This window comes from Oceaniglobus roseus (assembly GCF_002869745.1).
Taxonomy (GTDB): Bacteria; Pseudomonadota; Alphaproteobacteria; order Rhodobacterales; family Rhodobacteraceae; genus Oceaniglobus; species Oceaniglobus roseus.
This window is the reverse complement of sequence record NZ_PNOS01000011.1, coordinates 39,118-66,090: the sequence shown is the minus strand read 5'-3', so window position 1 is coordinate 66,090 and position 26,973 is coordinate 39,118. Positions and strand designations below refer to the sequence as shown.

The 26,973-nt window shown below is 68.7% G+C and carries 24 protein-coding genes; 11 read left to right on the top strand and 13 right to left on the bottom strand.

Annotated features, from left to right (window positions below):
• Positions 1–229: 229 nt before the first annotated feature.
• The 5 genes from A7B20_RS07635 (at position 230) to A7B20_RS07615 (ending at position 4,422) form a co-directional block, all read left to right on the top strand.
• On the top strand, positions 230–1,042 hold the full coding sequence (locus A7B20_RS07635) for an alpha/beta fold hydrolase (protein WP_245866672.1): 813 nt from the start codon (positions 230–232) through the stop codon (positions 1,040–1,042).
• On the top strand, positions 1,042–1,713 hold the full coding sequence (locus A7B20_RS07630; protein ID WP_102107973.1) for a glutathione S-transferase family protein: 672 nt from the start codon (positions 1,042–1,044) through the stop codon (positions 1,711–1,713). Before A7B20_RS07635 ends, A7B20_RS07630 begins: the two co-directional genes overlap by 1 nt.
• Complete coding sequence (locus A7B20_RS07625; RefSeq protein ID WP_102107972.1) at positions 1,713–2,906, top strand: CaiB/BaiF CoA transferase family protein; 1,194 nt, start codon at positions 1,713–1,715, stop codon at positions 2,904–2,906. Before A7B20_RS07630 ends, A7B20_RS07625 begins: the two co-directional genes overlap by 1 nt.
• Entirely contained in the window at positions 2,903–3,514 is a 612-nt protein-coding gene (locus A7B20_RS07620; protein ID WP_102107971.1) for a carboxymuconolactone decarboxylase family protein, read from the top strand. The genes A7B20_RS07625 and A7B20_RS07620 overlap by 4 nt, the downstream gene beginning before the upstream one ends.
• A gap of 155 nt (positions 3,515–3,669) precedes the next feature.
• Positions 3,670–4,422, top strand: coding sequence for a GntR family transcriptional regulator (locus tag A7B20_RS07615; RefSeq protein WP_102107970.1), 753 nt, complete (start codon positions 3,670–3,672; stop codon positions 4,420–4,422).
• A gap of 7 nt (positions 4,423–4,429) precedes the next feature.
• Here the strand turns inward: A7B20_RS07615 and A7B20_RS07610 are convergent, their stop codons facing one another.
• The 7 genes from A7B20_RS07610 to A7B20_RS07580 all read right to left on the bottom strand — a co-directional run bounded on the left by A7B20_RS07610 (position 4,430) and on the right by A7B20_RS07580 (position 10,947).
• The gene (locus tag A7B20_RS07610) at positions 4,430–5,053 is read right to left on the bottom strand and encodes a fumarate hydratase C-terminal domain-containing protein (protein ID WP_102107969.1); all 624 of its coding nucleotides are present in this window, start codon (positions 5,051–5,053) and stop codon (positions 4,430–4,432) included.
• Positions 5,050–5,919, bottom strand: coding sequence for a fumarate hydratase (locus A7B20_RS07605; protein ID WP_102107968.1), 870 nt, complete (start codon positions 5,917–5,919; stop codon positions 5,050–5,052). Before A7B20_RS07605 ends, A7B20_RS07610 begins: the two co-directional genes overlap by 4 nt.
• 12 nt (positions 5,920–5,931) lie before the next feature.
• The gene (locus A7B20_RS07600) at positions 5,932–6,837 is read right to left on the bottom strand and encodes an NAD(P)-dependent oxidoreductase (RefSeq protein ID WP_157937620.1); all 906 of its coding nucleotides are present in this window, start codon (positions 6,835–6,837) and stop codon (positions 5,932–5,934) included.
• Between the two features lie 25 nt (positions 6,838–6,862).
• Entirely contained in the window at positions 6,863–7,627 is a 765-nt protein-coding gene (locus A7B20_RS07595) for an enoyl-CoA hydratase/isomerase family protein (RefSeq protein ID WP_102107966.1), read from the bottom strand.
• Between the two features lie 157 nt (positions 7,628–7,784).
• Positions 7,785–8,873 (bottom strand): tricarballylate utilization 4Fe-4S protein TcuB, encoded by a 1,089-nt coding sequence (gene tcuB, locus A7B20_RS07590; RefSeq protein ID WP_102107965.1) that lies wholly within the window; start codon positions 8,871–8,873, stop codon positions 7,785–7,787.
• Positions 8,863–10,260, bottom strand: a complete 1,398-nt coding sequence (gene tcuA, locus A7B20_RS07585) for an FAD-dependent tricarballylate dehydrogenase TcuA (protein WP_281260094.1) — start codon at positions 10,258–10,260, stop codon at positions 8,863–8,865. Before tcuA ends, tcuB begins: the two co-directional genes overlap by 11 nt.
• Before the next feature lie 12 nt (positions 10,261–10,272).
• Positions 10,273–10,947, bottom strand: coding sequence for a GntR family transcriptional regulator (locus A7B20_RS07580; RefSeq protein WP_102107964.1), 675 nt, complete (start codon positions 10,945–10,947; stop codon positions 10,273–10,275).
• A 90-nt stretch (positions 10,948–11,037) separates the two neighbouring features.
• Between A7B20_RS07580 and A7B20_RS07575 the strand changes: the two genes are divergently transcribed.
• Complete coding sequence (locus tag A7B20_RS07575; RefSeq protein ID WP_102107963.1) at positions 11,038–12,096, top strand: AbrB family transcriptional regulator; 1,059 nt, start codon at positions 11,038–11,040, stop codon at positions 12,094–12,096.
• Positions 12,097–12,127: 31 nt separating this feature from the next.
• Here A7B20_RS07575 and A7B20_RS07570 read toward each other — a convergent pair whose 3' ends face one another.
• From A7B20_RS07570 to A7B20_RS07555, 4 genes are all read right to left on the bottom strand, one after another.
• The gene (locus tag A7B20_RS07570; RefSeq protein WP_102107962.1) at positions 12,128–12,340 is read right to left on the bottom strand and encodes a hypothetical protein; all 213 of its coding nucleotides are present in this window, start codon (positions 12,338–12,340) and stop codon (positions 12,128–12,130) included.
• A 51-nt stretch (positions 12,341–12,391) separates the two neighbouring features.
• Positions 12,392–13,483, bottom strand: a complete 1,092-nt coding sequence (locus A7B20_RS07565; protein ID WP_102107961.1) for a 4-oxalomesaconate tautomerase — start codon at positions 13,481–13,483, stop codon at positions 12,392–12,394.
• Between the two features lie 11 nt (positions 13,484–13,494).
• On the bottom strand, positions 13,495–15,471 hold the full coding sequence (locus tag A7B20_RS07560; protein WP_425437129.1) for a tripartite tricarboxylate transporter permease: 1,977 nt from the start codon (positions 15,469–15,471) through the stop codon (positions 13,495–13,497).
• A 143-nt stretch (positions 15,472–15,614) separates the two neighbouring features.
• On the bottom strand, positions 15,615–16,724 hold the full coding sequence (locus tag A7B20_RS07555; protein WP_102107959.1) for a Bug family tripartite tricarboxylate transporter substrate binding protein: 1,110 nt from the start codon (positions 16,722–16,724) through the stop codon (positions 15,615–15,617).
• 180 nt (positions 16,725–16,904) lie between these two features.
• Between A7B20_RS07555 and A7B20_RS07550 the strand changes: the two genes are divergently transcribed.
• The 5 genes from A7B20_RS07550 to A7B20_RS07530 all read left to right on the top strand — a co-directional run bounded on the left by A7B20_RS07550 (position 16,905) and on the right by A7B20_RS07530 (position 24,103).
• A complete protein-coding gene (locus A7B20_RS07550) occupies positions 16,905–17,576 on the top strand; it encodes a response regulator transcription factor (protein ID WP_102107958.1) in 672 nt (223 codons plus the stop codon).
• Positions 17,573–18,973 carry a sensor histidine kinase gene (locus tag A7B20_RS07545; RefSeq protein ID WP_102107957.1) on the top strand — a complete coding sequence of 467 codons (1,401 nt, stop codon included), beginning with the start codon at positions 17,573–17,575 and terminating at the stop codon, positions 18,971–18,973. The genes A7B20_RS07550 and A7B20_RS07545 overlap by 4 nt, the downstream gene beginning before the upstream one ends.
• Before the next feature lie 294 nt (positions 18,974–19,267).
• Positions 19,268–20,218: a helix-turn-helix transcriptional regulator gene (locus tag A7B20_RS07540; protein WP_216641178.1), complete on the top strand. Its 951-nt coding sequence runs from the start codon at positions 19,268–19,270 to the stop codon at positions 20,216–20,218.
• Positions 20,219–20,360: 142 nt separating this feature from the next.
• Positions 20,361–21,491 carry a metallophosphoesterase family protein gene (locus A7B20_RS07535; protein ID WP_102107955.1) on the top strand — a complete coding sequence of 377 codons (1,131 nt, stop codon included), beginning with the start codon at positions 20,361–20,363 and terminating at the stop codon, positions 21,489–21,491.
• Positions 21,488–24,103 carry an AAA family ATPase gene (locus A7B20_RS07530; protein ID WP_102107954.1) on the top strand — a complete coding sequence of 872 codons (2,616 nt, stop codon included), beginning with the start codon at positions 21,488–21,490 and terminating at the stop codon, positions 24,101–24,103. Before A7B20_RS07535 ends, A7B20_RS07530 begins: the two co-directional genes overlap by 4 nt.
• A 192-nt stretch (positions 24,104–24,295) precedes the next feature.
• On the opposite strand, the gene A7B20_RS07525 is transcribed toward A7B20_RS07530, so the two are convergent.
• Positions 24,296–25,168, bottom strand: a complete 873-nt coding sequence (locus tag A7B20_RS07525) for an amidohydrolase family protein (protein WP_102107953.1) — start codon at positions 25,166–25,168, stop codon at positions 24,296–24,298.
• 4 nt (positions 25,169–25,172) lie between these two features.
• On the bottom strand, positions 25,173–26,972 hold the full coding sequence (locus A7B20_RS07520) for a feruloyl-CoA synthase (protein ID WP_102107952.1): 1,800 nt from the start codon (positions 26,970–26,972) through the stop codon (positions 25,173–25,175).
• Between the last annotated feature and the right edge of the window lies 1 nt (position 26,973).

The following is a 26,973-nucleotide window of genomic DNA, read 5'->3' as shown; positions in this document are numbered from 1 at the left end:
TTATGCTATAAAACTAGCTTAATGGATACGTCAATGCGTTTGTCCGGTTCGGATGAAGGCCCGTCGTGCATGCAAGGGATGCTTTCGGAGGTCATGTTGCCCGCGTTGGGACATATTGTGCCCCGCGGCAGATCACCCGGGCGTGAAAATGCGGATTGCGTTCGGAGTTAAAAACCATATAACTAGCTTTTAGATTATCAGTGCGATCGGAGACCGGAGAGGCATGGCGGTGCAGGCACCATTCGGCAGGACACTGTCGGTTCCGCGGGACGGCTACACGCTCCACGCGGAAGCGATTCCGCCCGCCTCCGATGATGCCCGCTGGCTCGTCTTCGGCAATTCGCTGGTGACCGACCTGTCGATCTGGGCGGCGCAGGCCGCCGCCCTCGCCGGGCGATACGGCATCCTGCGCTACGACCAGGCAGGACACGGGCAATCGGGCGTTCCGCAGGCGGCGGTGGACTTCGACGATCTGGGCGGCGATCTGCTGGCGGTCATGGATGCGGCCGGGCTGCGCCGGGCGACCTACGTCGGCCTGTCGATGGGCGTGCCCACGGGGCTTGCCGCGCACGCCCAGTCGGCGGACCGGTTCTCGGCCCTGGTCCTTTCCGACGGTCAGGCGAAAACCGCGCCGGGCGGTGCCGCAAGCTGGGCCGAGCGGATCGACGGGGCACGCGCCGCGGGCATGGGTGCCTTCGCGGAAGAGACCGCCGGTCGCTGGCTGACCGAAGGGGCCACTGCCGCGCAAAGGGCGGAGTTGACCGCGATGATCGCCGCCACGCCCTTCGAGGGGTTCGAGTCCTGTGCCACCGCGTTGAAGGGCTATGACTACGCCGAGGAGCTGCAGCGCATCGCCTGCCCCGTCCTGCTGCTGGCGGGGGCGCAGGACGGCGCGATGCCTGAGGGCATGGTGACCAAGCTGAAGCCGGCGATTGCCGGGGCCGAGATGCAGGTGATCGACGGCGCGGGCCATGTCCCCTGCTTCGAGCAGCCGGCAGCCTTCACCGCGCATCTGACGCGCTTTCTGGAGGGTGCCGCGTGATGAAGCTGCACTGGTCCCCCCGCTCGCCCTTCGCCCGCAAGGTCAGCATCGTGCTGGCGGAATGCGGCCTGACCGACAAGGTCGAGCGGATCAATTCGCTCGCCATCTTCGCCGCGCCGCCCAACCCCGCGATCCTGAAGGACAACCCGCTGGGCAAGATCCCCTGCCTCGTCACCGACGACGGGCGCAGGCTGATCGATTCCCGCGTGATCTGCGAGTTCCTGATCCTGCAGGCGGGCCGTGACGACCTGCTGCCCGCCGAGACGGACGCCCGCATCCGGCAGTTGACGTGGCAGGCGCTGGCCGACGGGCTGACCGACATCCTGCTGCTGTGGCGCACCGAGCGCGGGCGCGGCGACAAGGCCGACCCGGTGATCCTCTCCGCGTTCGAGACCAAGACCCGCGCCACCCTTGCGGTGCTGGAGGACGACAGCGCAGCCCTCGCGCAGGCGCCCTTCGGGCTGGGGCAGATCGCGGTGGTCTGCACGCTCGGGCAGCTCGACTTCCGCTATCCCGGCTGCGGCTGGAAAGGGGCGCTGCCGGGCCTTGCCGCTTGGTATGCCGACGTCTCGCAACGCCCATCGGTCGCCGCGACGGTGATCGTCGACGACGGCGGCGCGCCGCCGACCGGGGCGGACCTCATCCCCTCCTTCACATACGGGACGAACTGATGACTGGACCCCTGAAACACATCCGCGTGCTCGACCTGTCACGGATCATGGCCGGGCCCTGGGCCGGGCAGATCCTGGCCGACCTCGGCGCAGAGGTGATCAAGGTCGAACGCGCCGGCGTCGGCGACGACACCCGCAAGTGGGGACCGCCCTACCTGAAGGACGAAAGCGGCGCGGATACCGCCGAGTCGGGCTATTACCTCTCCGTCAACCGCGGAAAGAAGTCGGTCGAGATCGACATCGCCTCGGCGGAAGGACAGGCCACCGTCAAGGCGCTGGCCGCCAAGTCGGACATCGTGCTGGAGAACTTCAAGGTCGGCACGTTGGAACGCTATGGCCTCGGGCCGGACGATCTGCGCGCGGTGAAGCCCGACCTGATCTTCTGTTCCATCACCGGCTTCGGCAAGGACGGCCCGCGCGCCCATGACGTGGCCTACGACTTCATGATCCAGGCCATGGGCGGGTTGATGAGCGTCACGGGCGCCCCCGACGACGCCCCCGGCGGCGGGCCGCAGAAGGTGGGCGTGCCCATCGTCGACATCATGACCGGCATGTACGCCGCCATCTCCGTGCTGGCCGCCCTGGCCGAGCGCGGGCAGAGCGGCAAGGGCGACACCATCGACATCGCCATGCTCGACGTGGCGACGGCGATGCTGGCCAACCAGGCGATGAACCACCTCGTGTCCGGCGCGACGCCGGTGCGGCGGGGCAACAAGCACCCGAACATCCAGCCGCAGGACGTGTTCCCGGTGCGCGACGGTCACATCGTGCTGGCCGTCGGCAACGACGAACAGTTCGCCCGCTTCGCCAACGCCATCGGCCGTCCCGACCTCGCCGGGGACGACCGCTATGCCACCAACCGCCAACGTGTACGCAACCTCGACACCCTGCACCCGATCATCGTGGAGCAGTTCGCGGGCAAGGACCTTGCCGACTGGACCCGCATCCTGGGCGAGCACAAGGTGCCCTGCGGTCCGATCAACACCGTCCCGATGGTCTTTGCCGAGGAGCAGGTCAGGCACCGCCGGATGCTGCGCGACCTGCCGCATCCGCTGTCGGGCAAGGTTCCCTCCGTGGTCAGCCCGATGAAGTTCGAACGGGCCGCGCTGAGCTTCGACCGGCCGCCGCCGCTTCTGGGCGAGCACACCAGCGAAGTCCTCGAGGCACTTGGCCTGAAGGCGGAAACGACATGACGGGCCCCCGCATCCCCCTGCCCGGCCCGGACGAGATGAACGCGGCCCAGCGGGCCGTCTACGACAAGATCGTCAGCGGCCCGCGCGGCACCCTTGTCGGGCCGCTGCGCGCAGCGCTCCACAACCCGTCCCTCGCCGATGCCTGGCAGGCCCTCGGCCAGGTCCTGCGGTTCGAGACATCTCTGCCGCGCAGCCTCAACGAACTGGCGATCCTCGTCACGGCCCGGCACTGGAACAGCGAGCTCGAGTGGACGATCCACGCCGACGCGGCGCGCACTGCCGGACTGGACGAGACCGTCATCGAGGCAATCCGCACCTGCAAGGTTCCCGACTTTTCGGATGTGGCCGCACGCGCGATCTACGAATTCTGCCGGGAACTTCTTGAACACGGAAAGGCAGGCGACACCGCCTATGCCGCCGTGCTCGACCGCTGGGGCGCTGTCGGCGCCGTCGAGCTGTCGGCCGTCGTCGGTTATTACTCGATGGTCGCGATGACGCTGAACAACCATGGCATACCGCTGCCCGATCACATTCCGGCCCAGCTGAACTCCGCTGCGACGTCGCGCACGTTGCTCCCCCCCGGCCCGATGCGCGCCGCCGCCGAATAGACCGCAGGCGATCCCGTCCCGGAAAACATCGCATGGCCACAGCCGCCCGGGCGCGGGTCGATCCGGCTTGCCGGACAGCTTGAAAACATATTAAGCTAGCACAATTATATGTTTCACCTTGCCGGTGCGAGGTGGGTGCGAATGCGGAGGCGCGGATGCCCGACAGCGAACCGACAACCACGACGGCGACAGCCATCCGGAAAAGCGCCGTGGCCCGCTACCTGCAACTGGCCGCCCTGTTCCGCCGGCGGATCGAGACCAGCGAATGGCCCGTCGATTCCCGCATCCCTACGGTCGAGGAACTGGCCAAGGAATGCGGCGTCGCCAACATGACCATCCGGCAGGCCCTGAGCCTTCTCGAACAGGAAGGCCTGATCGAGCGGTTCCGCGCCAAGGGAACCTTCGTGCGCAAGAACAACCGCCGCGATCTCTGGTGCGAGGTGCAGACCGACTGGAACGGCCTTCTGATGGCGCGGGCCAATGCCCGGATCGAACTCCTTGGCTCCGAAGCCGACGCTACTCCGACCGACATTCCCGCGGGGACTGGTGAGCTTGCGCCCTCCTACCGGCACCTTCGGCGACGCCACAGCAGGGAGGGCCAGGCTTTCCTGCTCGCCGACGTCTTCATCGACGAACGCCTCGCGGACAGAATTGATGAGCGGGATTTCACGACGAAGACGTCCATGCGCCTCATTGCGGATATTCCCGGCCTGAAGATCGTCGACGCCCGACAGACATTGACCATCGGCTCGGCGGACCCCGAAGTCAGCGAACTGCTGGGCGTGCTGCTGGGCGACCCCATCGCCTATGTCCAGAGGGTCGCGGTTGCCGAAGACGGAACAACGGCCCTTATCGCCAACGGGATCTACCGCGGCGACACGGTCCGGGTCGAGTTCAAGCTGACCTGACGGGCGCTCAGGCCCCCCTCGCCTTCCGCATCTCCTCCAGAATGGCTTGCCGTTTGTCCAACGCAGCCGCCGTCGTCCGGTCGTAGATGCTGTTGCCGTGCGCATCTATCCCGACGGTCAGAGGCCCGAGGCGATCGACCTCGATCCGCGCGATCCGGTAATGCGAGATCATCTCCGGCCACCCGATACCCGTCACCCGCCGGATGCCCGCCGTGATGATCTCTGCCCCGCCACCGAGAAACGCGAGGTACACGCAACCGGCCTCGGCCATCGCCTTCGCGCTCTCCGCGCTCAGCCCCCCCTTGCCGCCGGTGGCCCGCAGACCGAGGCCCGGAATGAGCCGCGGCATATGGGCGTTGAACCGCGTGCTGGTGGTCGGGTTCATGTAGACGATCCGGAGCGCGCCGTCCTCGCCCTCCTCGTTCAGGCTTCCGAGGTGGAACAGCGCACCGCCCTTCAGGTCGAACGGCAGATCCTCCACCCCGTCGAGGCAGCCCAGCAGGCGGTCATGGGTCGGCATGCCCGCCGTCGCGAAAATCTCGCCCGTCAGATAGACGATATCACCCACGTTCAGCGCACGGACGGCGTCTTCCGTGAGCGGCAGCGTGAGGTCGTGTTCGCGCAGCGTCATTCGCCCCACTCCATCCGGCCGTCGCCCCAGATCTTCACGCTGGTCCGCCGGTTGATCCAGCAGTTGAACGCCACGGCCACGGGGGTGAAGCCGTGCCCGCTCGCATAGTCCACATGCACCCCCAGCACGGTCGTGTCCCCTCCGGTGCCCATCGGGCCGAAGCCAAGGGCATTCACCGCCCTGAACAGCCGCTCCTCCATCGCCGCGAGCGCCGGATCCGGATTGGTCGTGCCGATCTTGCGCAGCGTCTGCTTCTTGGCGAGACCCGCGCAGTGATCGAACGTGCCGCCGATCCCGACGCCCATGACGACGGGCGGACAGTGCTGCGCCCCGGCCTTGATCGCGACGTCGAGGATGTAGGTCTCGATCTCCTCGAGCGACGGGAAGGTGAACAGCTCCATCGCAGCCCAGCGGCCGGACCCGAGCGCCTTGGGCGAACAGATGATCTCGACGTAGTCGATGCCGCTTTCGAAATCGTAGCTGACGATGGGCATGTCCTTGCCGTGATAGCTGCGCTCCAGCGTCAGGGGGTTCGTGACGTGCTTGAGCATCGGCGGCTCGATGGTATCGACCAGTTCTTCGTAGCCCGCCCGGATCGACGTCTTGAAGTCGCACTTCAGTTCGGCTCCGGCGCCGACCTTGACGAAATAGACCGGCACGCCGCTGTCCGAACACACAAAGCGGTCCTTCTTCTCCGCCAGTTCGGCACTGCGCAACTGAAGCTCCAGAGTGTGACGCGCGGTCTCGTCGGTCTCGGTCGTCATCGCCTGTGCTAAGGCCGCCTTCGCGTCCTCCGGCACTTTCCGCAGGGCGCGGGAGTAAAGCTCCTTCGTCGCGTGGAGGATCATCTCGTCCGTGATCGCCATTGCGGTTCCTCCCTATGCTGAAACGGCCGTCGACGTAGCAAGACCCAACAGCCGCCTGATCTCCGAAATCAAGTCGCGCCGGTTCTCGCGGGTGAATGTCGCGGCATGGGGCGACAAGATGCAGGTCCGAAGTTCCGCGAACCGGGGGTCCGGCGTCGGCTCGTTCTCGAAGACGTCGAGCGCCGCGCCCGCGATCCTGCCCTCTTCCAGCGCGGCGATCAGGGCAGCTTCGTCCACCACAGACCCGCGCGAGACGTTGACCAGAAACCCGTCCGGTCCCAGCCGGTCCAGCACCTCCGCACCGACCAGCCCCCTGGTGCCTTCCCCGCCCGCGCAGGTCAGCACCAGCACATCGACCGCGTCGGCCAGGCGTGCGACATCGCTGACGAACGTCCAGGGCGCGGCCTTCGCGCTGCGCCCCGTATACGAGACCACGCAGCCGAGCGCGGCGAGCTTCTCCGCCACGCGCGCACCGATCCGTCCCAGACCGACCACGCCGATCCGACGGCCCGACACGCGCCAGCCAAGGGGCGCGCGCCCCGCAACCCAGTCACCCCGCCGCACGAAGCGGTCGTTCCCGACGACGTTGCGCAGAAGCGCAATGACAAGGCCGACCGCGCACTCCGCCGTGTCCTCCGTCATCACGTCCGGCGTCGGACAGAGCGCGATGCCCCGCCGCGACAGATCGGCGAGATCGAAGGCGTCCGTCCCGGCACCGACGCTGGCAATGGCTCGCAGTCCCGGCAGCTTGTCCAGTGTTTCGGCATTCCCCCCGCCCATGGCCGAGGTCAGTCCAAGCCCTATTCCGGCACGCGACGGCCCGTCGAGCGCCGCAAGTGCGCCCGCCTCCAACAGCGACACCTCGCCGTCCAGCGCGGCGCGCACATCCGGCGGTATCCGTCCCAGGACCGCAACCATGGGCACCCCTGTCATGCGGGGGCCGTCACGGCTTGAAGATCGGCGCCCGCTTTTCGCGGAACGCGGCCATCGCTTCTGCGCTGTCCTGCGAGGTGGAAAGCGCCTTGGTCTGGCCCTGCTCGAACCGGTAGCCCTCATAGATCGACTGGCCCTCGGTCACCTGGAAGGACGCCTTCGCAGCGCGCACGGCCGAAGGACTGGCCCTGGCGATGTCGCGGGCGATGCCCAGGGCCGTCTCCATCAGGTCCTCGGGCGCGGTGCAGGCCGAGGCCACCCCCATGCGCAGCAGGTCCGGCCCGTAGAGGCGACGCGCCGTGAACAGCATCATCCGCGCGTCGGATTCGCCGAGGTGACGCCGCACATGGCTTACCCCGCCGGCCAGGCCGACGGTCACCTCGGTCATCTGAAGATATCCCTTCTCCGAAAACACCAGGATGTCGCAGCACAGCGCCGTCACGCAGCCCGCTCCGATGGCGGGACCGTTGACCGCGGCGATCACGGGCTTGGGGCACTCCATGATGCAGTCGAAACTGGCACGGACCCGCCGGTTGTGCGCGGTATAGGCACCCGGCTCCTGCGTCGGACGCTCGGACAGGTCCGCCCCGGCGGAGAAGGCCTTGCCCTCGCCCGTCAGCACGATGGCCCGCACGTCGGTCCGGTCGCCAAGGCTGTCCATCACCAGCTGCATTTCCTCGCGCAGCTTGTTGTTCTGGGCGTTCACGGGCGGGCGATCGATCGTCACGGTGGCGACATGGTCGGTGACGGAAACCGAAAGCGTTTCAAGGATCATGGCGGTGCTTCCCGAGCGCAGACACTGACCGGACTGCGGCCCGTTCTCGCACAGGCAAGTCACGGGCGCAAGCATTACATCTAATAATATAGCTTTTATATGTTACCAGCTTCTGATTGCGCTCACGAATTTCCCTCGGGTCCCGGCCCGGCTCCGATCAGGGCCGGGCCTGGGCGTCCCGTACGGCGGCCTTCTTCTGCTCCTCCGCGACCAGGGTGGCAAACCGGTAGAACCCGTGGACCATCTTGCTGAAGGGCAGCAGCAGGAAGAAGGCCAGGACCGTCCCGAGATGGATCGTCAGCAGCACCGGAACCGCGGCCGTACCGCTCGCAAGATAGAGCGCAAGCCCGGTGGCACCTGTCGCGCCCAGCAGCAGGACGAACGCCATCTCGCCGCCCCAGACGCGCACCGCACCGAGCGCGGGGTCGGCCTGCGTCTTGAGCCAGGCGAGGCCCGCGCAGCCGACCGTCAGCAGGATGCCGCCCGGCACGCCCAGCAGTTTCGGAAGGCTGAAGAAACCGTAGGGTGCCTGCATGTCGAACGCGTAATGGAGGACCGTGCCGGAGGACGTCGCCGCGAAACACAGCAGGAACCCGTAGAGCACCGTCTGGTGCAGCCAGCGCCGCCGGTCCGAATAGCGGTCGCCCTGCTCGAAGTTGCAGCCCTGCCCCTGCCCGCCGTCGAGGTTCTTCAGCCGTGCCGCGGATCTGCCCGCACCCAGCAGGTCGCGCCAGCGCAGCGACCCGCCCCCGATTTCCTGCCAGTAGCCACGCAGGCTGACGGCGACCGAGGCGAGCGGCAGCAGGAAGGCCGGCAGGAACAGCGCGACCATCGCGCCATGGGCGAGATAGGCATAGAAGCCCGACCCGCCCCCGGAGTGCAGGGTCTGAAGCATCCCGAGGATCAGCGCGAAGCCCGCGACGAGGACCACCGCGATGGCCACGCCGCTTTCATGGAACAGCCGCGCGAACGGACGCGGCCAGGCGTGGCGCTCCCAGCTCTCCTGCCGCACCTCCGCCAGCGCCGCAGGGAAGTTCAGCGCGAATTCGTGCGGCGCGGTGTACTGGCAGGAATAATAGCAGCCCCGGCAGTTGTGGCAGAGGTTCGCGAGATGGGTGATGTCGCCGTCCGCGAAGGCCTTGTTGCGGGTCAGCGCCGGAAAGACCGAACAGAAGCCCTCGCAATAACGGCAGGCGTTGCAGATCTCGGTCTGGCGGCGGGCTTCTGCGATGACGTCAATTGACATGGGCTGCGGCCTCCCGGCCCGCGATGCGTCCGAAGACGGTTCCGATGGTCATGCCGAACCCGGCAAGGTAGCCCTGGCCCAGGATCGATCCGGCCATGATCTCGCCCGCGGCCCAGAGATTCCGCACCGGGCCCTGCGCCGTGTGGACTTGCGCGCTGTCCGAGACCTTGAGCCCGAGATAGGTGAAGGTGACACCGGGGCGCAGCTGGTATCCGTAATAGGGCGGCGTATCGAGCGGGCGTGCCCAGTTGGTCTTTGCCGGGGACAGCCCCACGGTGGCAAGCCGGTCGAGTTCGGTCGGGTGGAAGGTCCCCGGACGGCAGGCGGCGTTGAATGCCGCCACCGTCGCGGCGAGTCTTGCGCCGTCGAGACCCATCTGCGTACCGAGTTCCTCGATCGTGTCGGCGCGGTTGGGCGGAAAGACCGAGGGCATGAAGAGGTCGATCGACTTGGCGTCTATGATCGCATAGCCCACCTGGTCTGGCTGCGCCGCGACCAGCCGCCCCCATATCGCATAACGCTTGGGCCAGACATCCTCGCCCTCGTCGTAGAACCGTTCGCCGTCGCGGTTGACGACGACGGAGAAGGGCACGCAGTCCAGACGGGTAACGATGCCGCCGTCGAATTTCGGCGCGCGCCCGTCGATGGCGACGGCGTGGCACTGGGTCGGGTCGCCCACGCTCTCGCAGCCCTGGTCGAGCATGTCGCGCAGCACGACGCCGCGGTTGTAGGGCGTGCCCCGGATCAGGAAATTCGCCGCCGCCGGTCCCCAGGCCCGGGTCAGCCAGTCGAGGTCGGACTGGAAACCGCCCGAGGCCAGGACCGCCGCGCGCGCCGCGATCCGGTGCGTCTCGCCGCCGATCCGCGCGTCGAGATGCGTGACGCGGTCGCCGTCCAGATGCACATGCGTCATCTCGGCGTCGTAGGCGACCGTCACGCCCAGGTCCTCGGCGGTGTTGTAGTAGGCGTTCACCAGGGCCTTGCCGCCGCCGAGGAAGAAGGCGTTCGTGCGCGACAGCGACAGGGTGCCGGAGAGCGAGGGCTGAAACCGCACGCCGTGCGCCTCCATCCAGGGCAGGCAGTCCTCGGAGGACCGGATCGCGAGACGCGCCAGCGGCTCGTCGGTCTTGCCCTTGGTGACGAGCATCAGGTCGTCGAAATACTCGTCCTCGCCGTAGCTGCCCGTCAGCACCGAGAGCGGGCCCCGGTGCATGCAGCGGAAATTGCGCGTGTGGCGGCTGTTGCCGCCGCGATAGGTCTTGGGCGCGGATTCGAGGATCAGCACGCGCGCGCCCGCCTCGGAGGCGGTGATCGCGGCGCAGAGGGCCGCATTGCCGCCGCCGATGACGACGATATCCCAGGTGTTCTTCGAGAGCATGGCATTCATCGTGGTCACTCCTCAAACCGCATCGATGGGGCGTTCGCGACCGCGCAGGGCCTTGAGCCTGACGCGGTGCGCGGCCTCGATATGCGCCCGCATCAGCGCCTCGGCCCGCGTCCCGTCACGGGCCTTCAGCGCGTCCAGCAGCGCGGCATGCTCTTCGACCGCCTGTTTCGCCCGGTCGGCCTCGGCCAGGGTCGAGGGTCCCAGGATCAGCAGCGTCTTCTGCAGCGCGTTCACGGACCTGATCAGGTAGCGGTTCTTGGCCGCGTCGAGCAGCGTCAGGTGGAACTGGCGGTTGAGATCGTAGGCCAGGCGCAGATCCCCCGTCGCGGCCAGCTCCTCGTTCAGCGCGGCAAGCTCGTCGAGCTCGAGGTCCGACGCCGCCCGGGCCGCAAGGCGCGCTGCGGTGCCTTCGAGCACGGCGCGCATCTCGTAAAGCTCCATCACCTCGGTGTAGTCGAGCACCCGGATCGTGGCGCCCTGCCGGGGCACATGGGCGACAAGGCCGTCCGCCTCGAGCTGCCGGATCGCTTCGCGGACCGGCGTGCGGCTGATCCCCAGCCGCTCGGCCAGTTCGGTTTCCCGCAGCCGCGCGCCGGGCAGCAGGTCGCCGCGGCTGATCTCCTCCAGCAGACGCCGGTACGCGCCGTTCCCCTGCGGGCCGTCCTCGATGTCCGTCGTGTCGATCATGTGCCGCGCCCGATACGTCCCTTGCCATATTGCATGCAGCTGGATACAAGAGGATACAATTCTCGTCAAGCTCGAAGGAAAGGTGCGAAGATGAACCTGTTGCGGCGCACCCCTCCCCGGCTGCTGACGTTGCTCGTGGCGGCACTGGGAACGCTTGCCTTCACGCTCTTCGGGCTCCCCCTGCCCTTCCTTTTCGGACCGATGGCCGCCTGCCTGATCGCCGCCCTGCTCGGCGCGCCGTTGAAGGGGCTGGGCCAGGTCTCGGTCGGCGCGCGGACGATCCTCGGCGTTGCCGTCGGCGCGTCGATCACGCCCGCGCTGCTGCACCAGCTGCCCCTGATGGTGGGGTCGGTGGCACTGATCCCCGTCTACATCACCGTCATCGCGCTGATCGGCGTGCCCTTCTTCAACCGTCTCTTCGGCTTCGATCCGGTCACGTCCTTCTATGCCGCCATGCCGGGGGGATTGCAGGACATGGTCATCTTCGGCGAAGCCGCGGGCGGCAACGTGCGGACCCTGTCGCTCGTCCATGCGACGCGGGTCCTGATCATCGTCACCATCGCGCCCGTCCTGCTGACGCAGCTTTACGGCGTGACGCTGACCAACCCGATCGGTGCGCCGGCCACGACGATCCCCCTGAAGGAGCTTGCCCTGATGGCCGTCGCCGCCCTCGTCGGCTGGAAGGGGGGCGAGCGCATCGGGCTCTTCGGCGCCTCGATCCTCGGGCCGATGATCGTGGCGGCGGTGTTCTCGCTCGCCGGGTGGATCCACATGCGCCCGCCGAAGGAGGCGATCCTTGCGGCGCAGTATTTCATCGGCATGGGAATCGGCGTGTTCTACGTCGGCGTCACCCTGCGCGAACTGAGGCAGGTCGTCGTCGCGGGCGTCGCCTTCGTCCTTGTCCTCGCAATGCTTGCCGCCGCCTTTACCGAGATCGTGACGCTGACGGGCTTTGCCCGGCCGGTCGAGGCCTTCCTGTCCTATGCCCCCGGCGGCCAGGCCGAGATGACGGTGCTGGCCATCGTTGCGGGCGCGGACCTCGGCTTTGTCATCACGCATCACCTGACGCGGATCATCCTGGTGATCACCGGCGCGCCGATCGCCGCGAAGATGCTGGGCGTGCGCAAGGGCGCGCGCGACCGATCCTGAGGACCGGTCCCGCGCCGCTTGAATCCGCCGCCTAGGGCTGTCGCGGCGTGGGCACGTGGGGGAGCGATGTCAGCGCCTCGAGGGCGGCACTCACCTGCTGGCGTTGTGCCAGCAGGTGGTTGAACTGCGCATCGCATCCTGAAATCGGGGTCGGATACTCTGAGATCTCGGTCGCGATCTTCTGCCGGGCCGCCTGAAGCTCGGCCTTGGCGAGCGTGATGCATTCGGAAATGTCGGCATTCATCTTGGATGCTCCATTGTATACTACAGTATACTATACCCGCTCCGGTGCGGGTTAAAGCCCTTTCCAGATGCGTTCCGGCACAAAGACCTCGCCGCGCGCCAGCAACCGCGCCGTGCGCAGCAGACCCGCGGATCGCAGTTGGAAACCGCCCGGCCCGGTGTCGTAATCGACCGTCACGTCGATGCTGCCCGACGGATGTTCGATCACCACCAGCGCCGGTTTGCCCTGGGGCGGCGTGAACAGCCCCTCGGCGACCGTTCCCGGTGTCAGCACGCAGGAGGCGAGACATTGCGCCCCCGTCACCGCCATCGTCGGGTGACAGTTCTTCGGCATGAAGTAGCGCGCCGCGACGGTGCCGCCGGCGCGCGGTTCGGCCAGCAGCCCGAACTTCGGCGTCACAGAGCCCGATACGTCGCCCATGCCCATGCGCCTGCCCGCCTCGATGCGGATTGGCTCCATCCCGGCGTAGAAGGCGCGGTTGGCGTCGAGCTCGGCGGCGGTTTCATGGCCGGTGAGACCGAAATCCGCCGCGCGGGCGATGACCACCGGCATGGCGACATCCATGCAGGTCACCTCGATCCCGTCGATCACGTCGCGGACCGACCCGGTCGGCAGCAGCGCCCCGGTGCCGGAGCCGACGACATCCATGAAGTTCAGGTAGATCGGCGCGGCCGTCCCCGGCACCCCGTCGATGGCGGCGCCGCCGTCATAGCGCACCTTGCCGCCCGGCGTCTCGACCACCGCCTCGACCCGGGCGCCGGTGTTGACCGACAGAACCCGGATACGGGTGACGTCGCCCGTCGCCTCGACCAGCCCCATTTCCAGCGCAGCCGGCCCGACACCTGACAGCATGTTCCCGCAGGTGGGCTTGAAGTCGACGGTCCGGCCCTCGACCGAGACTTGGGCAAAGAAGTAGTCGACGTCCGCGCCCGGATCGGTCGAGCGCGACAGCATCACGACCTTGGTCGTCACCGCCGCCCCGCCGCCGAGCCCGTCGATGTTGAGCGGATGGCCCGAGCCCAGGACCGCCAGCAGCACCTCCGCCAGCGTCTCGCGGTCCTCGGGCAGATCGGCCCGGTTGAAGTAGGGCCCGCGCGACGTGCCGCCGCGCAGGAAGTGGTAGGGAATGGCGGTCTGTGTCATCGCAGGACTCCTCAGCGGATCGGCCAGGGCAGGTCGTAGGCGCTCTGCAGCCATCCGGACGGGAAGTTCAGGCTGAGCATGTAGGCAAGGCCCAGGATGAAACCCGCCGCGCAAGCCGTCATCACGATCGTCGTGAACCAGGAGGCCTTCGCCCGCAGTTGCAGGAATGCGATGAAGAAGAGGATCATCGCGATGTAGAAACCCAGAAGCGCCGTCGCCGCGACAAGTCCGGCGATCCAGGCGGGGCCGGTCCAGAACCAGCTGTTGCCTTCCTTGCCGACATGGTCGCCCACGATCTCGTAGTCGAAGAAGGCCGGGTGGTCCTCGTGTCCCATCCACAGGTGGACAAGAAGGATCGCGCCGAAGACCACGCCGACGATCCCGACACCCATCGGGAAGACCGCGCCCAGCATCGTGTGCTGCGACGCATCCCAGAGCGCCAGGCCGAAGAACACCATCATGGCCAGGGCAAAGGCGATCTGGATGTTGCGGCTGGCCCGCGAGGTCTGCACGACCTCGCCGGTCGGGCCGGTGTCGTCCACGCGGTTCTTCAGGCCGAAGTAGATCGAGGCCAGCGTCAGGGCGGCGATGATCAGCACGCCGGGACGGACCAGGAATTCCCAGCCGTTGAACTGCAGCGCCTGGTAGAAGAAGGTCTCGGCCTGCGGAGCGAGCACGTAGCCGATCAGCAGCGCGGGACGCGGCCAGCCGAAGCGCTTCATCAGGATGCCGACAAGGCCGATGACCAGGAGCGCCACGAGGTCGGCCAGGTCGCGGGTCGCCTGGAAGGCCGCGAAGCAGATCAGCGCGATCATGCAGGGGGCGAGCAGCTGGAACGGGATCGCGGTCAGCTTCGAGATCGGACGGGCAAGGGCAAGGCAGATGCCGGCACCCATGATGTTGGCCAGCGCCAGGGACCAGATGATCGAATAGGTCACGTTGAGGTCGGGTCCGACCATCGAGGGGCCCGGCTCGATCCCGATCAGCACCATGCCGCCCAGGAACACCGCCATCGACCCCGAACCGGGGATGCCGAAGAGCATCGTGGGCAGGAGGGCACCGCCCTGCATCGCGTTGTTGGCGCTTTCCGGGGCCACGACGCCACGGGGGTCGCCCTTGCCGAACTGCGAGGTGTCCTTCGCGGTCTGCACCGCATGGCCGTAGGCGATCCAGTCGACGACCGATCCCCCGAGGCCGGGGATGGCGCCGATCATGCAGCCGAAGCCCGAGCAGCGGATCGACAGGAAGATGTTCTTCCACCAGTCCCGGAAGCCCATGCCCCAGCCGGAGCCGAGCGTGTTGCCCTCGGCGATCGAGCTGTTCTTGCGCAGAAGGTCCGAGATCTCCGGGACGGCGAAGAGACCCAGGCCGATGATGACCAGCGGGATGCCGTCGTAGAGGTATTCGGTGCCGAAGATCATGCGGAATTCACCGGTCGCCGGGGCGCCGCCGATCGACCCGATCAGAAGGCCGACGGCACAGGCCGCGAGCCCCTTGGGCAGGCTGCGGCCCGCCAGCACGGCGACCATGGAGAGGCCGAAGAGCGCCAGCATGAAGAGCTCGGCCGACCCGAACAGAAGGATCAGCGGCCGCGCGATCAGCACGAAGCCGGTCAGGATGACGGCACCGACCACGCCGCCGAAGAGCGACGAGATGAAGGCCGCCGACAGCGCGCGCGCGGCCTGGCCCTGCTTCGCCATCGGAAAGCCGTCAAGCACGGTGGCCTGGCTGGCGCTCGATCCGGGGATGCCCATCAGAACCGAGGAGAACGTGTCGGATGTCGGGATCACGGCGACAAGGCCGATGAGCATCCCGAGGGCCGAGATCGGGTCCATCCCGTAGAGGAACGGCACCAGCAGCGAGAGCCCGGCAATGCCCCCGAGACCGGGGATGATGCCGATCACCAGCCCCAGGGAGACACCGAGCAGCATGTAGGCCAGGTGCTGCAGAGTGAGCAATGCAGCCAGGGCGGCAAGTAGAGTGTCCATCATGACGGTGTCCTCCGGCCCGGCGCAGCGCGGCACCGGGCAATATGGGCGTGGGAATGTCGAGAGGGTGTCAGCGTGGCCTGCTCACGGGATGCGGCAGGCCACGCGGGGTACCCGGATGGGGTCGGCGGAGCCGCGCGGGCTCAGTCCGAGCCGAGCTGGACGCCGTAGTCGGCCGCCAGCATGTCCACGACCTGCTTGCGCAGTTCGGGGGTGATCTGCGTGCCCTTCTCGAACAGCGCCTGAGCAGCCTGGCCGGTCACCTGCTCGTAGGTGCCGAGGACGGCTTCCTTGTTGGCCTGGTACTCCGGATCGGCCTTCATCGCCTCGACCGCAGCCTGGTAGGCGTCGACGATCTCCTGCGGCGTGCCTGCGGGCAGGAACACCATCTTCTGGGCCGGGAAACCGGCGGTGAAGAAGGCGAAGTAGGCGTCGTATTCCGGACCCTCCGGCGCCTTGCCGGTGATCATTTCATAGGCTTCGCCGAAATGCGGCAGGTCCGGGAAGGTCGGGTCGCGGGTCAGGTTGCCGTTCTCGTCCAGAACGCCCCAGCTGAACAGCGGCACCGCGGTGCCCGCCTCGACCAGCGGCTGCACGTTCTTGATGTAGGCGGACGAGGTCTGGTAATCGATGTTGGTCTCTCCCCGCTCGAAGGCGAGACGGCCATCGCCGCGCCCCTTGAAGCCGAACACGTGCTGCACGTCGAGGCCCATCAGCTTGAACCCGAGCAGCGGCACGAGGTCCAGCGAGGTGGCGCCCTGGCTCGCGTAGATCAGCTTCTGGTCTGCCAGCTTGCCGATCTCCTCGGGGCTGGTGACGCCGGTGGACGGAGAGGTGTAGACGACGCCGCCGGTCGGCGAGGCCATGACGATCTTCCAGTCGGCGTATTCGTAGCGCACCCGGGGATCGCCCAGCAGGTAGGGAAACTGCGTGGATCCCGACGTGCCGAGGATGGTCAGCCCGTCCGGCTTGGCGCGGGCGGCGAAAAGGTTGGTGCCCTTGGTCGAGCCGCCGCCGGGTTCGTTGACGACAACCACGGTCGGCTGGCCCGGCAGGTACTTGCCCAGAAGCGGCGCGTTGAACCGCGCCCAGGTGTCGGACCCGCCGCCGGCGGAGAACGGAATGATCCATTCGATGGTCTTGCCCTCGAACGACACTTCGGCCGATGCGGCCCCGGCCAGCATGAAGGATGCTGCCGCGCCGAATGTCATGGCGATCGCGCCACGGCGCGTGGTGTTGAACAGTGCTTTCATTTGGGTTCCTCCCCGTTGCGACTTCTTGTTCTGGATTTGCAGCAAAGGCGTCATCGCGGATGACACCAGCCTCCCGTGCTCCTCCCGTACACGAGACGACCGGGTGTCCTCGTGCCCGGGCGCCTTGATAAGCAGCACAATAATGTCGCATCCTGTCCAGAACCTGTCAGGCTGAAAGAAATGCGGATCGTCCTGATCGAAGACAGCGAGAGGCTCGCCAAGGGGATCGTGAACGCGCTGCACGATCAGGGCCACGCCGTGGACTGGCTGCCGGACGGAACCGAGGGCAGCAGGTTCCTCGAGGCAGAGGGCGCCGACCTCGCGATCATAGACGTCAACCTGCCCGGTTTGGGCGGTTTCGAGATCGTGCGCGCGCTGCGCGCGCGCGGAAGCCACATCCCGGTGATCATGCTCACGGCGCGCACCGAACTCGGCGACCGGATCACGGGACTGGATGCCGGTGCCGACGATTACCTCGGCAAACCCTTCGAGATGGCCGAGCTTGCCGCCCGGATACGGGCGTTGTCGCGGCGCAAACCCGACATCCAGACAGGCGAGACGAAGATCGGCCGCCTGCGCTTCGACCGCGTGTCGCGCAGCCTGACCGGCCCCGACGGACCGATCGACCTGCCCCGCCGCGAACTCGCCCTGTTCGAATGCCTCCTGGACCACTGCGGCCGGATCGTCTCCAAGGACCGCATCTGCGACAAGCTCTACGGGGTGGGAGCGGATATCGAGGCGAACGCCGTGGAACTGCTGGTCTCCCGCCTGCGGCGAAAGCTGTCCGGGACCGGAGCAACGATCCGCACGGCACGCGGCCTGGGATATCTCCTGGACGACGACACCAGATGAACCGCTGGTCGCTGCGCAGCCGGCTCTTCGTCCTGATCATACTGCCCCTTGTCGCCGTCGCCGCCCTGGCGGCTGTCGCGCGCTACATCATGGCGGAACAGACGTCTCGGCGCCTCTACGACAATACGCTGCTGGCGGTCGCCCTGACGATTTCGCGCGACGTGGTGCTCAGCGAAGGCGACCTGCTGACCGAACAGCTGCTCGACGCCCTGACCCGGGCCCTCGGGGATCCGGTCTACTATCGCGTCGAGGGACCCGACGGGCGGTTCGTGACCGGCTATTCGGATGCGCCCGAGCGCCCAGAGGGGGGCGAAGTCCCGTCCGGCATTCCATATTTCTATGATGCGGTAAGCCTCGGCGAACCGGTCCGCGTCGTGGCCTTGCGCGAATTCATCTCCGAACCGCAATTCGGCGGCTGGGTCACGGTCGACGTCTGGCAGACCGTCGAGCAGCGCAACGCCCTCAGCCTGTCGCTGTTGATGCAGTCCATCATCCTGATGACGATCGTGGTGGCGACGGCCGCGCTGCTCGTGTGGTTCGGGATCAACCTCGGGCTCAGGCCGCTTCTGGACCTGCGCAATGCCGTCGCCCAGCGGTCGCCCGCCGATCTCGGTCCCATCAGGCAGGCGGTTCCGAAAGAGGTCCGCAGTCTCGTCGCGGCCATGAACTCGCTGTTCGCCCGGCTGTCCGAGGCCTTCACGGTGCGCGATGCCTTCATCTCGGACGCGGCGCATCAGCTGCGCAATCCGGTCGCCGCCATTCAGGCGCAGGCCGAGGCGGCCACCACCGCACCGGACGAGGGAGAATTGCGCGTCCGCGTCCGCGACCTTGCCGAGACGGCACGGCGCACCGGCCGCCTGACGCAGCAGCTCCTGTCGATGGAAAAGGCCCGTGGTCGCGCCGCCACCAGAAAGCTGGAGGCCGTGAATGTCCGGGCGCTGGCGGAGGACCTCGTGAAGCGGTTCGCCGAGCGTGAACTGCGGCGCGACGTGTCCGTCTCGTTTCAGGTGAGCGGCGAGGAACGCCCGGTTCCGGGCGATCCCGTCATGCTGTCCGAAGCGATCGAGAACCTGCTGGACAATGCCAGCAGGTACGGCTGTCCCGACGGGGGCGAGGTCGGACTGGAAGTGAGGTTCGACGAGACCGATGTCGTCGTCCGCGTGGCGGATTCGGGACCGGGTATTCCCGACGACCAGCGAGAGCGCGTTTTCGACCGGTTCTTCCGGATGAGCGACGATGCATCGGGCGGGTGCGGTCTTGGCCTTTCCATCGTCAGACAGGTCGCGGAAGTCCACGGCGGATCGGCCCGCGTTGCCGACTCCACCGGCGGCGGCGCCGTCGAGATCCGCCTCCCCCTTGCGCGGCAAACAGACAGGGCGGACCAGCCCGCTTCCTGAGTTGTAAGGCCAAGGCAATTTTCCACGACCCGGTGACAGGGCTTGCCTCTACACTCTCCCGAAGGACGGCTCTCCCCCTCTTGCTTCCATCTGCCGGAGTGCGGCACACCCGCCGACCGGAACATCGGGTCCGACTCCGTTCAGCCGACATGAAGGCGCGGGTTCTTTCGGCAAGAGGTTCATCGAGTTTGTGCGGCTGGATATTGGCGTTCGGATACTCCACCCTCGGGGAGGACCAAGCTCCTGTCTGGGGCAAAGGGAGGATCACCCATCTCGTATTCCAATGCCATAGAATTGCTGCGTCTCGCGGATCTGGCGGCCTCCCGCTATTCCGGCGTCTCCCTCGAGGAAATCGCGGGGGAATTCCATGTCCATGAACGCACCGCTCAACGCATGGTCCGCGCGCTCGTCCAGATCTTTCCCCACGCGGTCGAGGTCCACGACGGTGCAGACCGCAAGAGACGGTGGCGACTGAAGGAGATGCCGGTCGCGCGGATGCGCCTGCGGGGGGCCGAGGAGCTGGAGGCGCTGGAGGGCGGCATCGCTGCGCTCGAGGCGCAGGGCGACCGGCGCGAGGCCGATGCGCTCTCCAGCCTGCGCGACCGGCTTCTGGCGGCGCTTCCCCCGACCGCGGCGCGGGCGGCCGAGGCCGATGCCGACGCGATGCTCGAGGCGCACGGGGTCGCAGCGCGGCCCGGGCCCTTCGTCCAGATCGACCCGGGCACGGCGGACGCCGTGGCGCAGGCGCTGAAGGGGCCTTGGCTGCTGCGCTTCTCCTATTCCGGGAAGGCGCGCGAGGTGGAGCCCTATGGCATCCTGATCGGCGCGCGTCGCTACCTCGTCGCGAAGCAGACGGACGACGGCACGGTGCTGCGCCATTTCCGGCTGGACAGGATGACCGATGTCCTGCCGACGCGGACGCCCTTCGCCCGCGACCCGGGCTTCAGCCTGTCCGAACATGCGGCGCGCGCCTTTGGCTCGTACCAGGCCGAGGAGGAATACGGCGAGGTCGTGCTGCGGTTCTCGCAGCAGGCGGCGGACCGTGCCGCAGAGTGGCGGTTTCACCCGACGCAGAGCAGCCGGCCCCTTGCGGACGGGCGGCTGGAGGTGCGATTCACCGCCTCGGGCTGGCTCGAGATGGCCTGGCACCTTCTGAGCTGGGGCGATTCGGTCGAGGTGGTGTCTCCCGAAGGTCTGCGCAGGCTGCTCGCCGATCCGCAGCGCAACGGGGACGTTCTGCCCTGAGATGTTCCGCATGCGTTCACGGAGATCAACTGCAAAGCCGGTCAGGTCTGCCCCCTGCACGACAGCATCTGTCGTGCCCGTCCCTCAAGGCTCGATACATCCGGCCCGCCCGCCGGCCCTGCTTGCCGTTCAGGAGTAATCCATGACCTTCCGTTTCATCCACACCTCCGACCTGCACCTCGGCACCAAGTTCGCCAACATCCCCGAGCCGCCGGATGGCAGCATCCGCGGCCGGCTGCGCGAAGCCCGCCACGGTGCCATCGCCCGGATCGCCGCCGCCGCGCGCGCCCAGGGCGCGGCCGACATCCTGGTCGCGGGGGACACCTTCGACACCCCGACGCCCTCGCTGCCCGTCGTGCGCCAGGCGATCGCGGCGATGGCCGAGGATTCCGGCCTGCGCTGGTGGCTGCTGCCCGGCAACCACGACAACCTGCGCGAGGCCGAGCCGCTCTGGGACATGATCGCGCGCGAGGCGCCGGGCAACGTCCGCTGCCTCACCGCGCCCGAGCCGGTGAGCCTCTCGCCCGAGGCGACCCTCCTGCCCTGCCCCGTCGAATGGCGCTCCTCCGGCGCCGACGCCACCGAGGCGCTGGTGACGATGCCCTCGGACGAGGGAACGCTGCGCATCGGGCTGGCCCATGGCGCGGTGACGGACTTCACGGACGAGGGCGCCAACGTCCCGCCGGATCGCGACCGGTCGGCGCGGCTCGACTACCTGGCGCTCGGCGACTGGCACGGCCGGATGCAGATCGGGCCACGGGTGCACTACCCGGGCAGCCCGGAACAGGATCGCTTCAAGCATGGTCGGCGCGGCGTCTGCCTTGCGGTCGGCATCGACGGCCTCGGCGCCGCGCCCCGGGTCGAGGAGATCGAGACGGGCAGCTTCCTCTGGCAGGACCTCGACCTGCCGCTCACGCCCCGCCAGGACGCCGCCGCGGCGCTGCTGGACCTGCTGCCGGCCGAGGCCCGCCGGGACCGGCTGGTGCGGGTCAACGCGACGGGTTGGGCGGGCCTGCCCGAACAGGCCGAACTGAAACGCGCGGCCGACCGCATCGGCCCCGAGTTCGCGCACTTCGAGTTGCGGACGGGCGCGCTCCAGACACAGTACGAACTGGCCGATCTCGACGAGATCGACCGCGGCGGTGCCCTGCGGCTCGCCGCCGACGCGCTGATGACCGAAGCCGGGGGCGAGACCCTGTCGCGCGAGGACCGCGAGGTGGCGGCCGACGCGCTCGCCCGGCTCTACGCCTATGTGAAGGAGGCCCGTCAATGAAGCTCCGCGCCATCACCCTGAACAACGTCCGCCGCTTCACCGCGCCGACGGGCCTCACCGGCATCGGCGACGGGCTGAACGTCCTCTGCGAGCCGAACGAGCATGGCAAGTCGACCCTGTTCGACGCCGTCCAGGCGCTGTTCTTCAAGGCCCACGGCGCCAACGACAAGGAGATCAAGGCGCTGAAGCCCCATGCCGGCGGCGCGCCCGAGGTGACGGTCGAGGTCGAGACCGATGCCGGCACCTTCACCATCGCCAAGCGCTGGACCTCGCGCCCCGCGGCGACGGTCCGCCAGGCCGGCCGCCTGGTCGCCCAGGCCGACGAGGCCGAGGCCTGGATCGCCCGGCTGGTCGGCGGCACCTCGGGTGGCCCCTCGGGGCTGGTCTGGGTGCGCCAGGGCATGACCGGCCTCACCGGCGGCTCGAACCGGGAGCAGGCGGCGGCGCTGGAGGCCCGGCGCGACCTGATGTCCTCGGTCTCGGAAGAGGTCGAGGCGATGACCGGCGGCCGGCGCATGGACATGGCCCTGGCGCGCTGCCGCGAAGAGCTGTCGGTGCTTGCCACCGCGACGGGGCGCGAGAAGACGGGCGGGCCGTGGAAGGCGGCGTCGGACCGGGTCGAGGCGCTGCGCCTGCGCCGGGCGGAGCTTTCGACCACGGCGGCGGCGCTGCACGACGCGCTGGACCGGCGCAAGCGCAAGCGGCGCGAACTGGCCGAGATCGAGGCACCGGACGCTGTGACCGCGCGGAAGAAGCGTCTCGACGATGCGACCAAGGCCCACACCATGGCCGAGCGCCATGCCGAGAGCGTCGAGGTCGAAGCGCGCAAGGTGACCACCGCCCGCATGGCCGTCACCGCGGCGCAGTCCCGGCTGGAAGCCCTGCGCGTCGCGCTCGCCGAACGCGACGAAGCAGCCGGGCTCGCGACCGGCGCCGCCGCCGCGAAAGCCGCCGCGCAGGCGGACCATGCCGCGGCCCGCACCGCCCTCACCGCCGCCGAGACGACGCTGGACCAGGCGAAGGCCGCACTGAGACAGGCGGAGGAAAACCACCGCAGGGCCGGGCGCCAGCAGGCCGCCCGGGAGGGCGCGCAGCGCCGCGCCGAGCTGGTCCAGAGCATCGCCGAGGCCGAGGCCGCGCGCAAGCTGAGGGAGGAAGCCGAGGCAGCTGCACGCACCGGCCCCGACCAGGCGGCGCTGCGCAGGCTGGAGACCCTGTCGATGGCCCTCGCCACGGCGCGGGCGACCCGCGACGCGATGGCGACGCAGCTTGTCGTCACCTACGCGGCAGGACGCGACGGGGCGGTGATGCTCGACGGAGCCGCCTTGGATGGCGGAACCCCCTACCCCATCCCGCGCGGCGCGCGGCTGGCGATCGACGGGCTCGGCGAGATCGAGATCCGCCCCGGCGCCGGGGCCCAGGACGACGACGCCGTCGAGCGGGCCGAGCAGGCGCTGGCGAAAGAGCTGGACAGGCTGGGCCTTCCCGACCTGGCCGCCGCCCGGACCGCCGCCGAGGCCCGAACCCGTGCGGCGGCACAGGCGCGCGAGGCGCAGGCGCGGTTCGAGGCGCTGGCGCCCGCGGGCATAGAGAAGCTTCGCGAAGTGCTGGCGCGCATCCCGGAGGCCGAGGAGGACGCCGAACCGCTCGACCCGGCCGCCACCGAGGCGAGCCTCGGCGCGGCCGGGTCGGCAATGACCGCCGCCCAGTCGACCCAGGCCAGTGCAGCCGAAGCGATGGCAAAGGCGCGCGAGGCGCTGGCCCGCACCGACGCGGCGGAGTGCGGGGCCCGCGAGCGCCTGGGCCGTGCAGAAACCGCCCTCGCCGCGCTCGGCGATGCCACGGTCGCGGCGCTCGACGCGGCCATGAGGCAGGCCGTCCAGGAACTCGAGGCGGCAGAGGCCATCCACGCAGAGAAGCTGCGCGCCGCCCCCGACCTGGCCGCCGCCGAAGCCACCCTGCGGCGCGCGCGGTCGGTGGACGAGGCGGCCCGCGCCGACATCGCCCGTCTGCGCCCCGAGATCGCGACGCTGGACGAACGCATCGCCCGCGGTTCGGGCGAGGCGGTCGAGGAACGGTTGGCGGAGTGCGAGCAGGAACTGGCGGCCGCAGAGGCGGAGCTCGCCCGTTACGCCCACGAGGTCGCCGTTCTGCGCCGTCTCGAAGCCGCTCTGACCCACGCCCGCACCGAGGCGCGCGAACGCTACTTCGCGCCGGTCGCGGCCGAGCTGAAGCCGCTGCTGCAACTTCTCTGGCCGGATGCCGAACTGACCTGGACCCAGGACACCCTCCTGCCCGAGGCGCTGACCCGCAACGGCCAGGCCGAGCCGATCGACATCCTTTCGGGCGGTACGCAGGAACAGGTCGCGCTGCTCGTGCGCCTCGCCTTCGCGCGGATGCTGGCGAAGGACGGCCGCCACGCACCTGTCCTGCTCGACGACGCGCTGGTCTTCACCGACGACGACCGCATCGAGCGCATGTTCGACGCCCTCCACCGGCAGGCCGGCGATCTCCAGATCATCGTCTTCACCTGCCGCCAGCGCGCCTTCCGCGAGCTCGGCGGACAGACGCTGCGCCTCGCCGCGCGGGAATCGGTGGAGCCGGTGGCATGACGCGGGAAGGCGACGGATTGCGCCTGTCCACCTATGCACTCGGGACATCCGGTCGCGGCCTTCGGGAGTGCGGGCGGTTCCTGCGGCCAGCCGCCGAAGATGGTCTCGTGATCCAGCGCGCCCGTTCCGCGAGGCTTCCCGCAGTTCGAGGCGGTCCGAAGACCGAAGCGGGGCCGATCCTTGCACCCTCCCTCAGGCGAGGCCCAGCAGGCGCGCCGCGTTGCCCTTCAGGATGTCCGGGCGCAGGTCGTCCCGGATCGCGATCTTCTCGAAATCCGCCAGCCAGCGTTCCGGCGCGATCATCGGCCAGTCCGAGCCGAACAGGACCTTCTTCTTCAGGATCGAGTTGCAGTATTTCACCAGGATCTCGGGAAAATAGCGGGGCGACCAGCCCGACAGGTCGATGTAGACGTTGGGCTTGTGCTGCGCCACGGCGAGGCTCTCCTCCTGCCAGGGAAAGGAGGGGTGGGCGAGGATGATCTTCAGGTCGGGAAAATCGACGGCCACGTCGTCCACGTGCATCGGGTTCGAATACTTCAGCCGCATCCCGTTGCCGCCGCGCATCCCCGACCCGACCCCGGTCTGCCCGGTGTGGAACAGCGCGATGCCCCCCTCCTCCTCGATCGCCTCGTAAAGCGGATAGGCCATGGGATCGTTCGGGAAGAAGCCCTGCATCGTCGGGTGGAACTTGAAGCCGCGGATGCCGAAGTCGCGGATCAGCCGCCGCGCCTCGCGCACGCCCATCTTGCCCTTCCAGGGGTCGACGGAGGCGAAGGGGATCAGCACGTCGGCGTTCCCGGCGGCGAGTTCGGCCACCTCCTCGTTGCGGTAGCGGCGATAGCCCGTCTCGCGCTCGGCATCGACGGGGAAGATCACGGCGGCGATGTTCTGGTCGCGGTAGTGCCGCGCGGTCTCGGGAATGGTCGGGGGATGGGTCCAGGGTGCGCGGAAATACTTCGCCATCGTCGACTGCAACTCGTCATAGCCGTCGTCGGCGTGGTGGCCGCAGGGCTCTTCGGCGTGGGTGTGGATGTCGATGGCGCGGACCTTGGCGAGGTCGATCATGGGGTCAGATCCTTGTCACGGCAGGGTCGTCGTCGGCATGGAGCCGGTCCAGAAGCGCGGCACGGCGGGCGAGGACGCGGCGGATGTTGAGGTTGCCTTTCGCCGTCACCTCGCCCTCCGGCATCGAAGGCGGCTCGGCCAGCACGAGCGCGCGCGCGACGCGGGTCGAAGAGGCGGTGCCGGGGCGCGCGGCGAGGCGGCGGCGGATCTCGGCCAGCAATTCCGGATCGAGAAGCGCCCCCTCGCCGTCCGGCGCGCCACGGACGGCGGCGGGGTTCGGGAAGATCAGCACGCCGATCTCGTCCCGGTCGGCGCCGGTCAGCACCAGGTCCGAGGCGAGCGGCGCGAGGCAGGCCAGAAGCTCGAGCCGCAGCTGCGTGGCCCGCACCCAGGTCCCCGAGAGCAGCTTGAAATCCTCGGACAGGCGGCCGTCGAAGCGCAGGCCGCGGGCAGGATCGTCCGGATCGACGAACCGCATCGCGTCACCGGTGACAAGGAAGCCCTCGTCGTCGAAGGCCTGCGCCGTCCGGTCGGAATCGCCGAAATAGCCCGGCGTCACGTTCGGCCCCTTCACCCGGATCTCGCAGCGCATGTCGTGGTCGGGCACAAGCTTCACCGTCACGCCGGGCAGCGGCACGCCGACCACCCCCGAACGGTCCGTCGGCTCCTGCTGGAGCACGCAGGCCGGGGCCGTCTCGGTCAGCCCCCAGGAGGTGGTCATCAGCGGCACCTCGCCGCGAACCTCCATCGCCATCCGCTCCAGCGCCTGCCAGACGTCCTGCGGCAGCGAGGCACCGGCGTAGAACATCAGGTCGAGGTCGCCGAAGAAGCGGCGGCGCAGCGTGGCGTCCTTCTCCAGCGCCGCGACCAGCATCGCGTAGCCGAGCGGCACGTTGAACGACAGGGTGCCCGCGGCAAGGCGCAGGTTCTCGAGCGTGCGGTCGAACAGGCCCGGCGCGGGCTTGCCGTCGTCGATGTAGAGCGTTCCGCCATGGGCCAGCGCCATGTTGAAGTTGTGCGAGCCGCCGAAGACGTGGTTCCAGGGCAGCCAGTCGACCAGCACCGGCGGGCGGTCCGTCAGCATGGGCAGCGCATGGGCCAGCTGCGCCTGGTTCACGCACATCATCCGCTGGGTCGTCAGCACCCCCTTGGGGGCCGAGGTGGATCCCGAGGTCATCAGGATCTTCGCCACGGTGTCAGGCCCGGTCAGGGCGTGGGCGGCATCGGGCGCGCCGCCACCGCCCCTCAGCAGGTCGGCGAAGGGCGTGACCCGGTCCTGCCCCGCGGTGTCCGAGGCGACGATCTCGGCCCCGGCGAGGTCCGGCAGGGCAAGGGCGCGGGCATGGCGGCCCGCATCCGCGGCGAAGACCATCCGGGGGCGGACGATCCGCGCGACCTCGGCCAGGCGGGGATGGGCGGCCTCGACCAGCGCGTACTGCTCGGCCACCGGGGTCAGCGGGACGCCCACGTACTGCGCGGCAAGCGCCAGCAGGCCGTGGTCCACGCCGTTGCCCGACAGCACCAGGATCGGCGTTCCGGCGCCCATGCCGCGCGCCAGCAGCGCCGAGGCGATGGCGCGCACCTTCTCCAGCGCCGCGCCATAGCTCTCGCCCCGCCAGCCCGCGCCCGAACGCTCGGCCAGGAACAGCCGCTCGGGCGCGGCGGCGGCCCAGCGGTGCAGCCAGTCACCGGTCCGTGCCACCACGGGGCCGAGGGCGTCTGACGACTGCATCAGCAGGCAGCCGTCGGCGCGGCGGGTGACGGTGGCGGCATGGGGGCGGAAGCGGGCGGTGCGTCTCGGCATG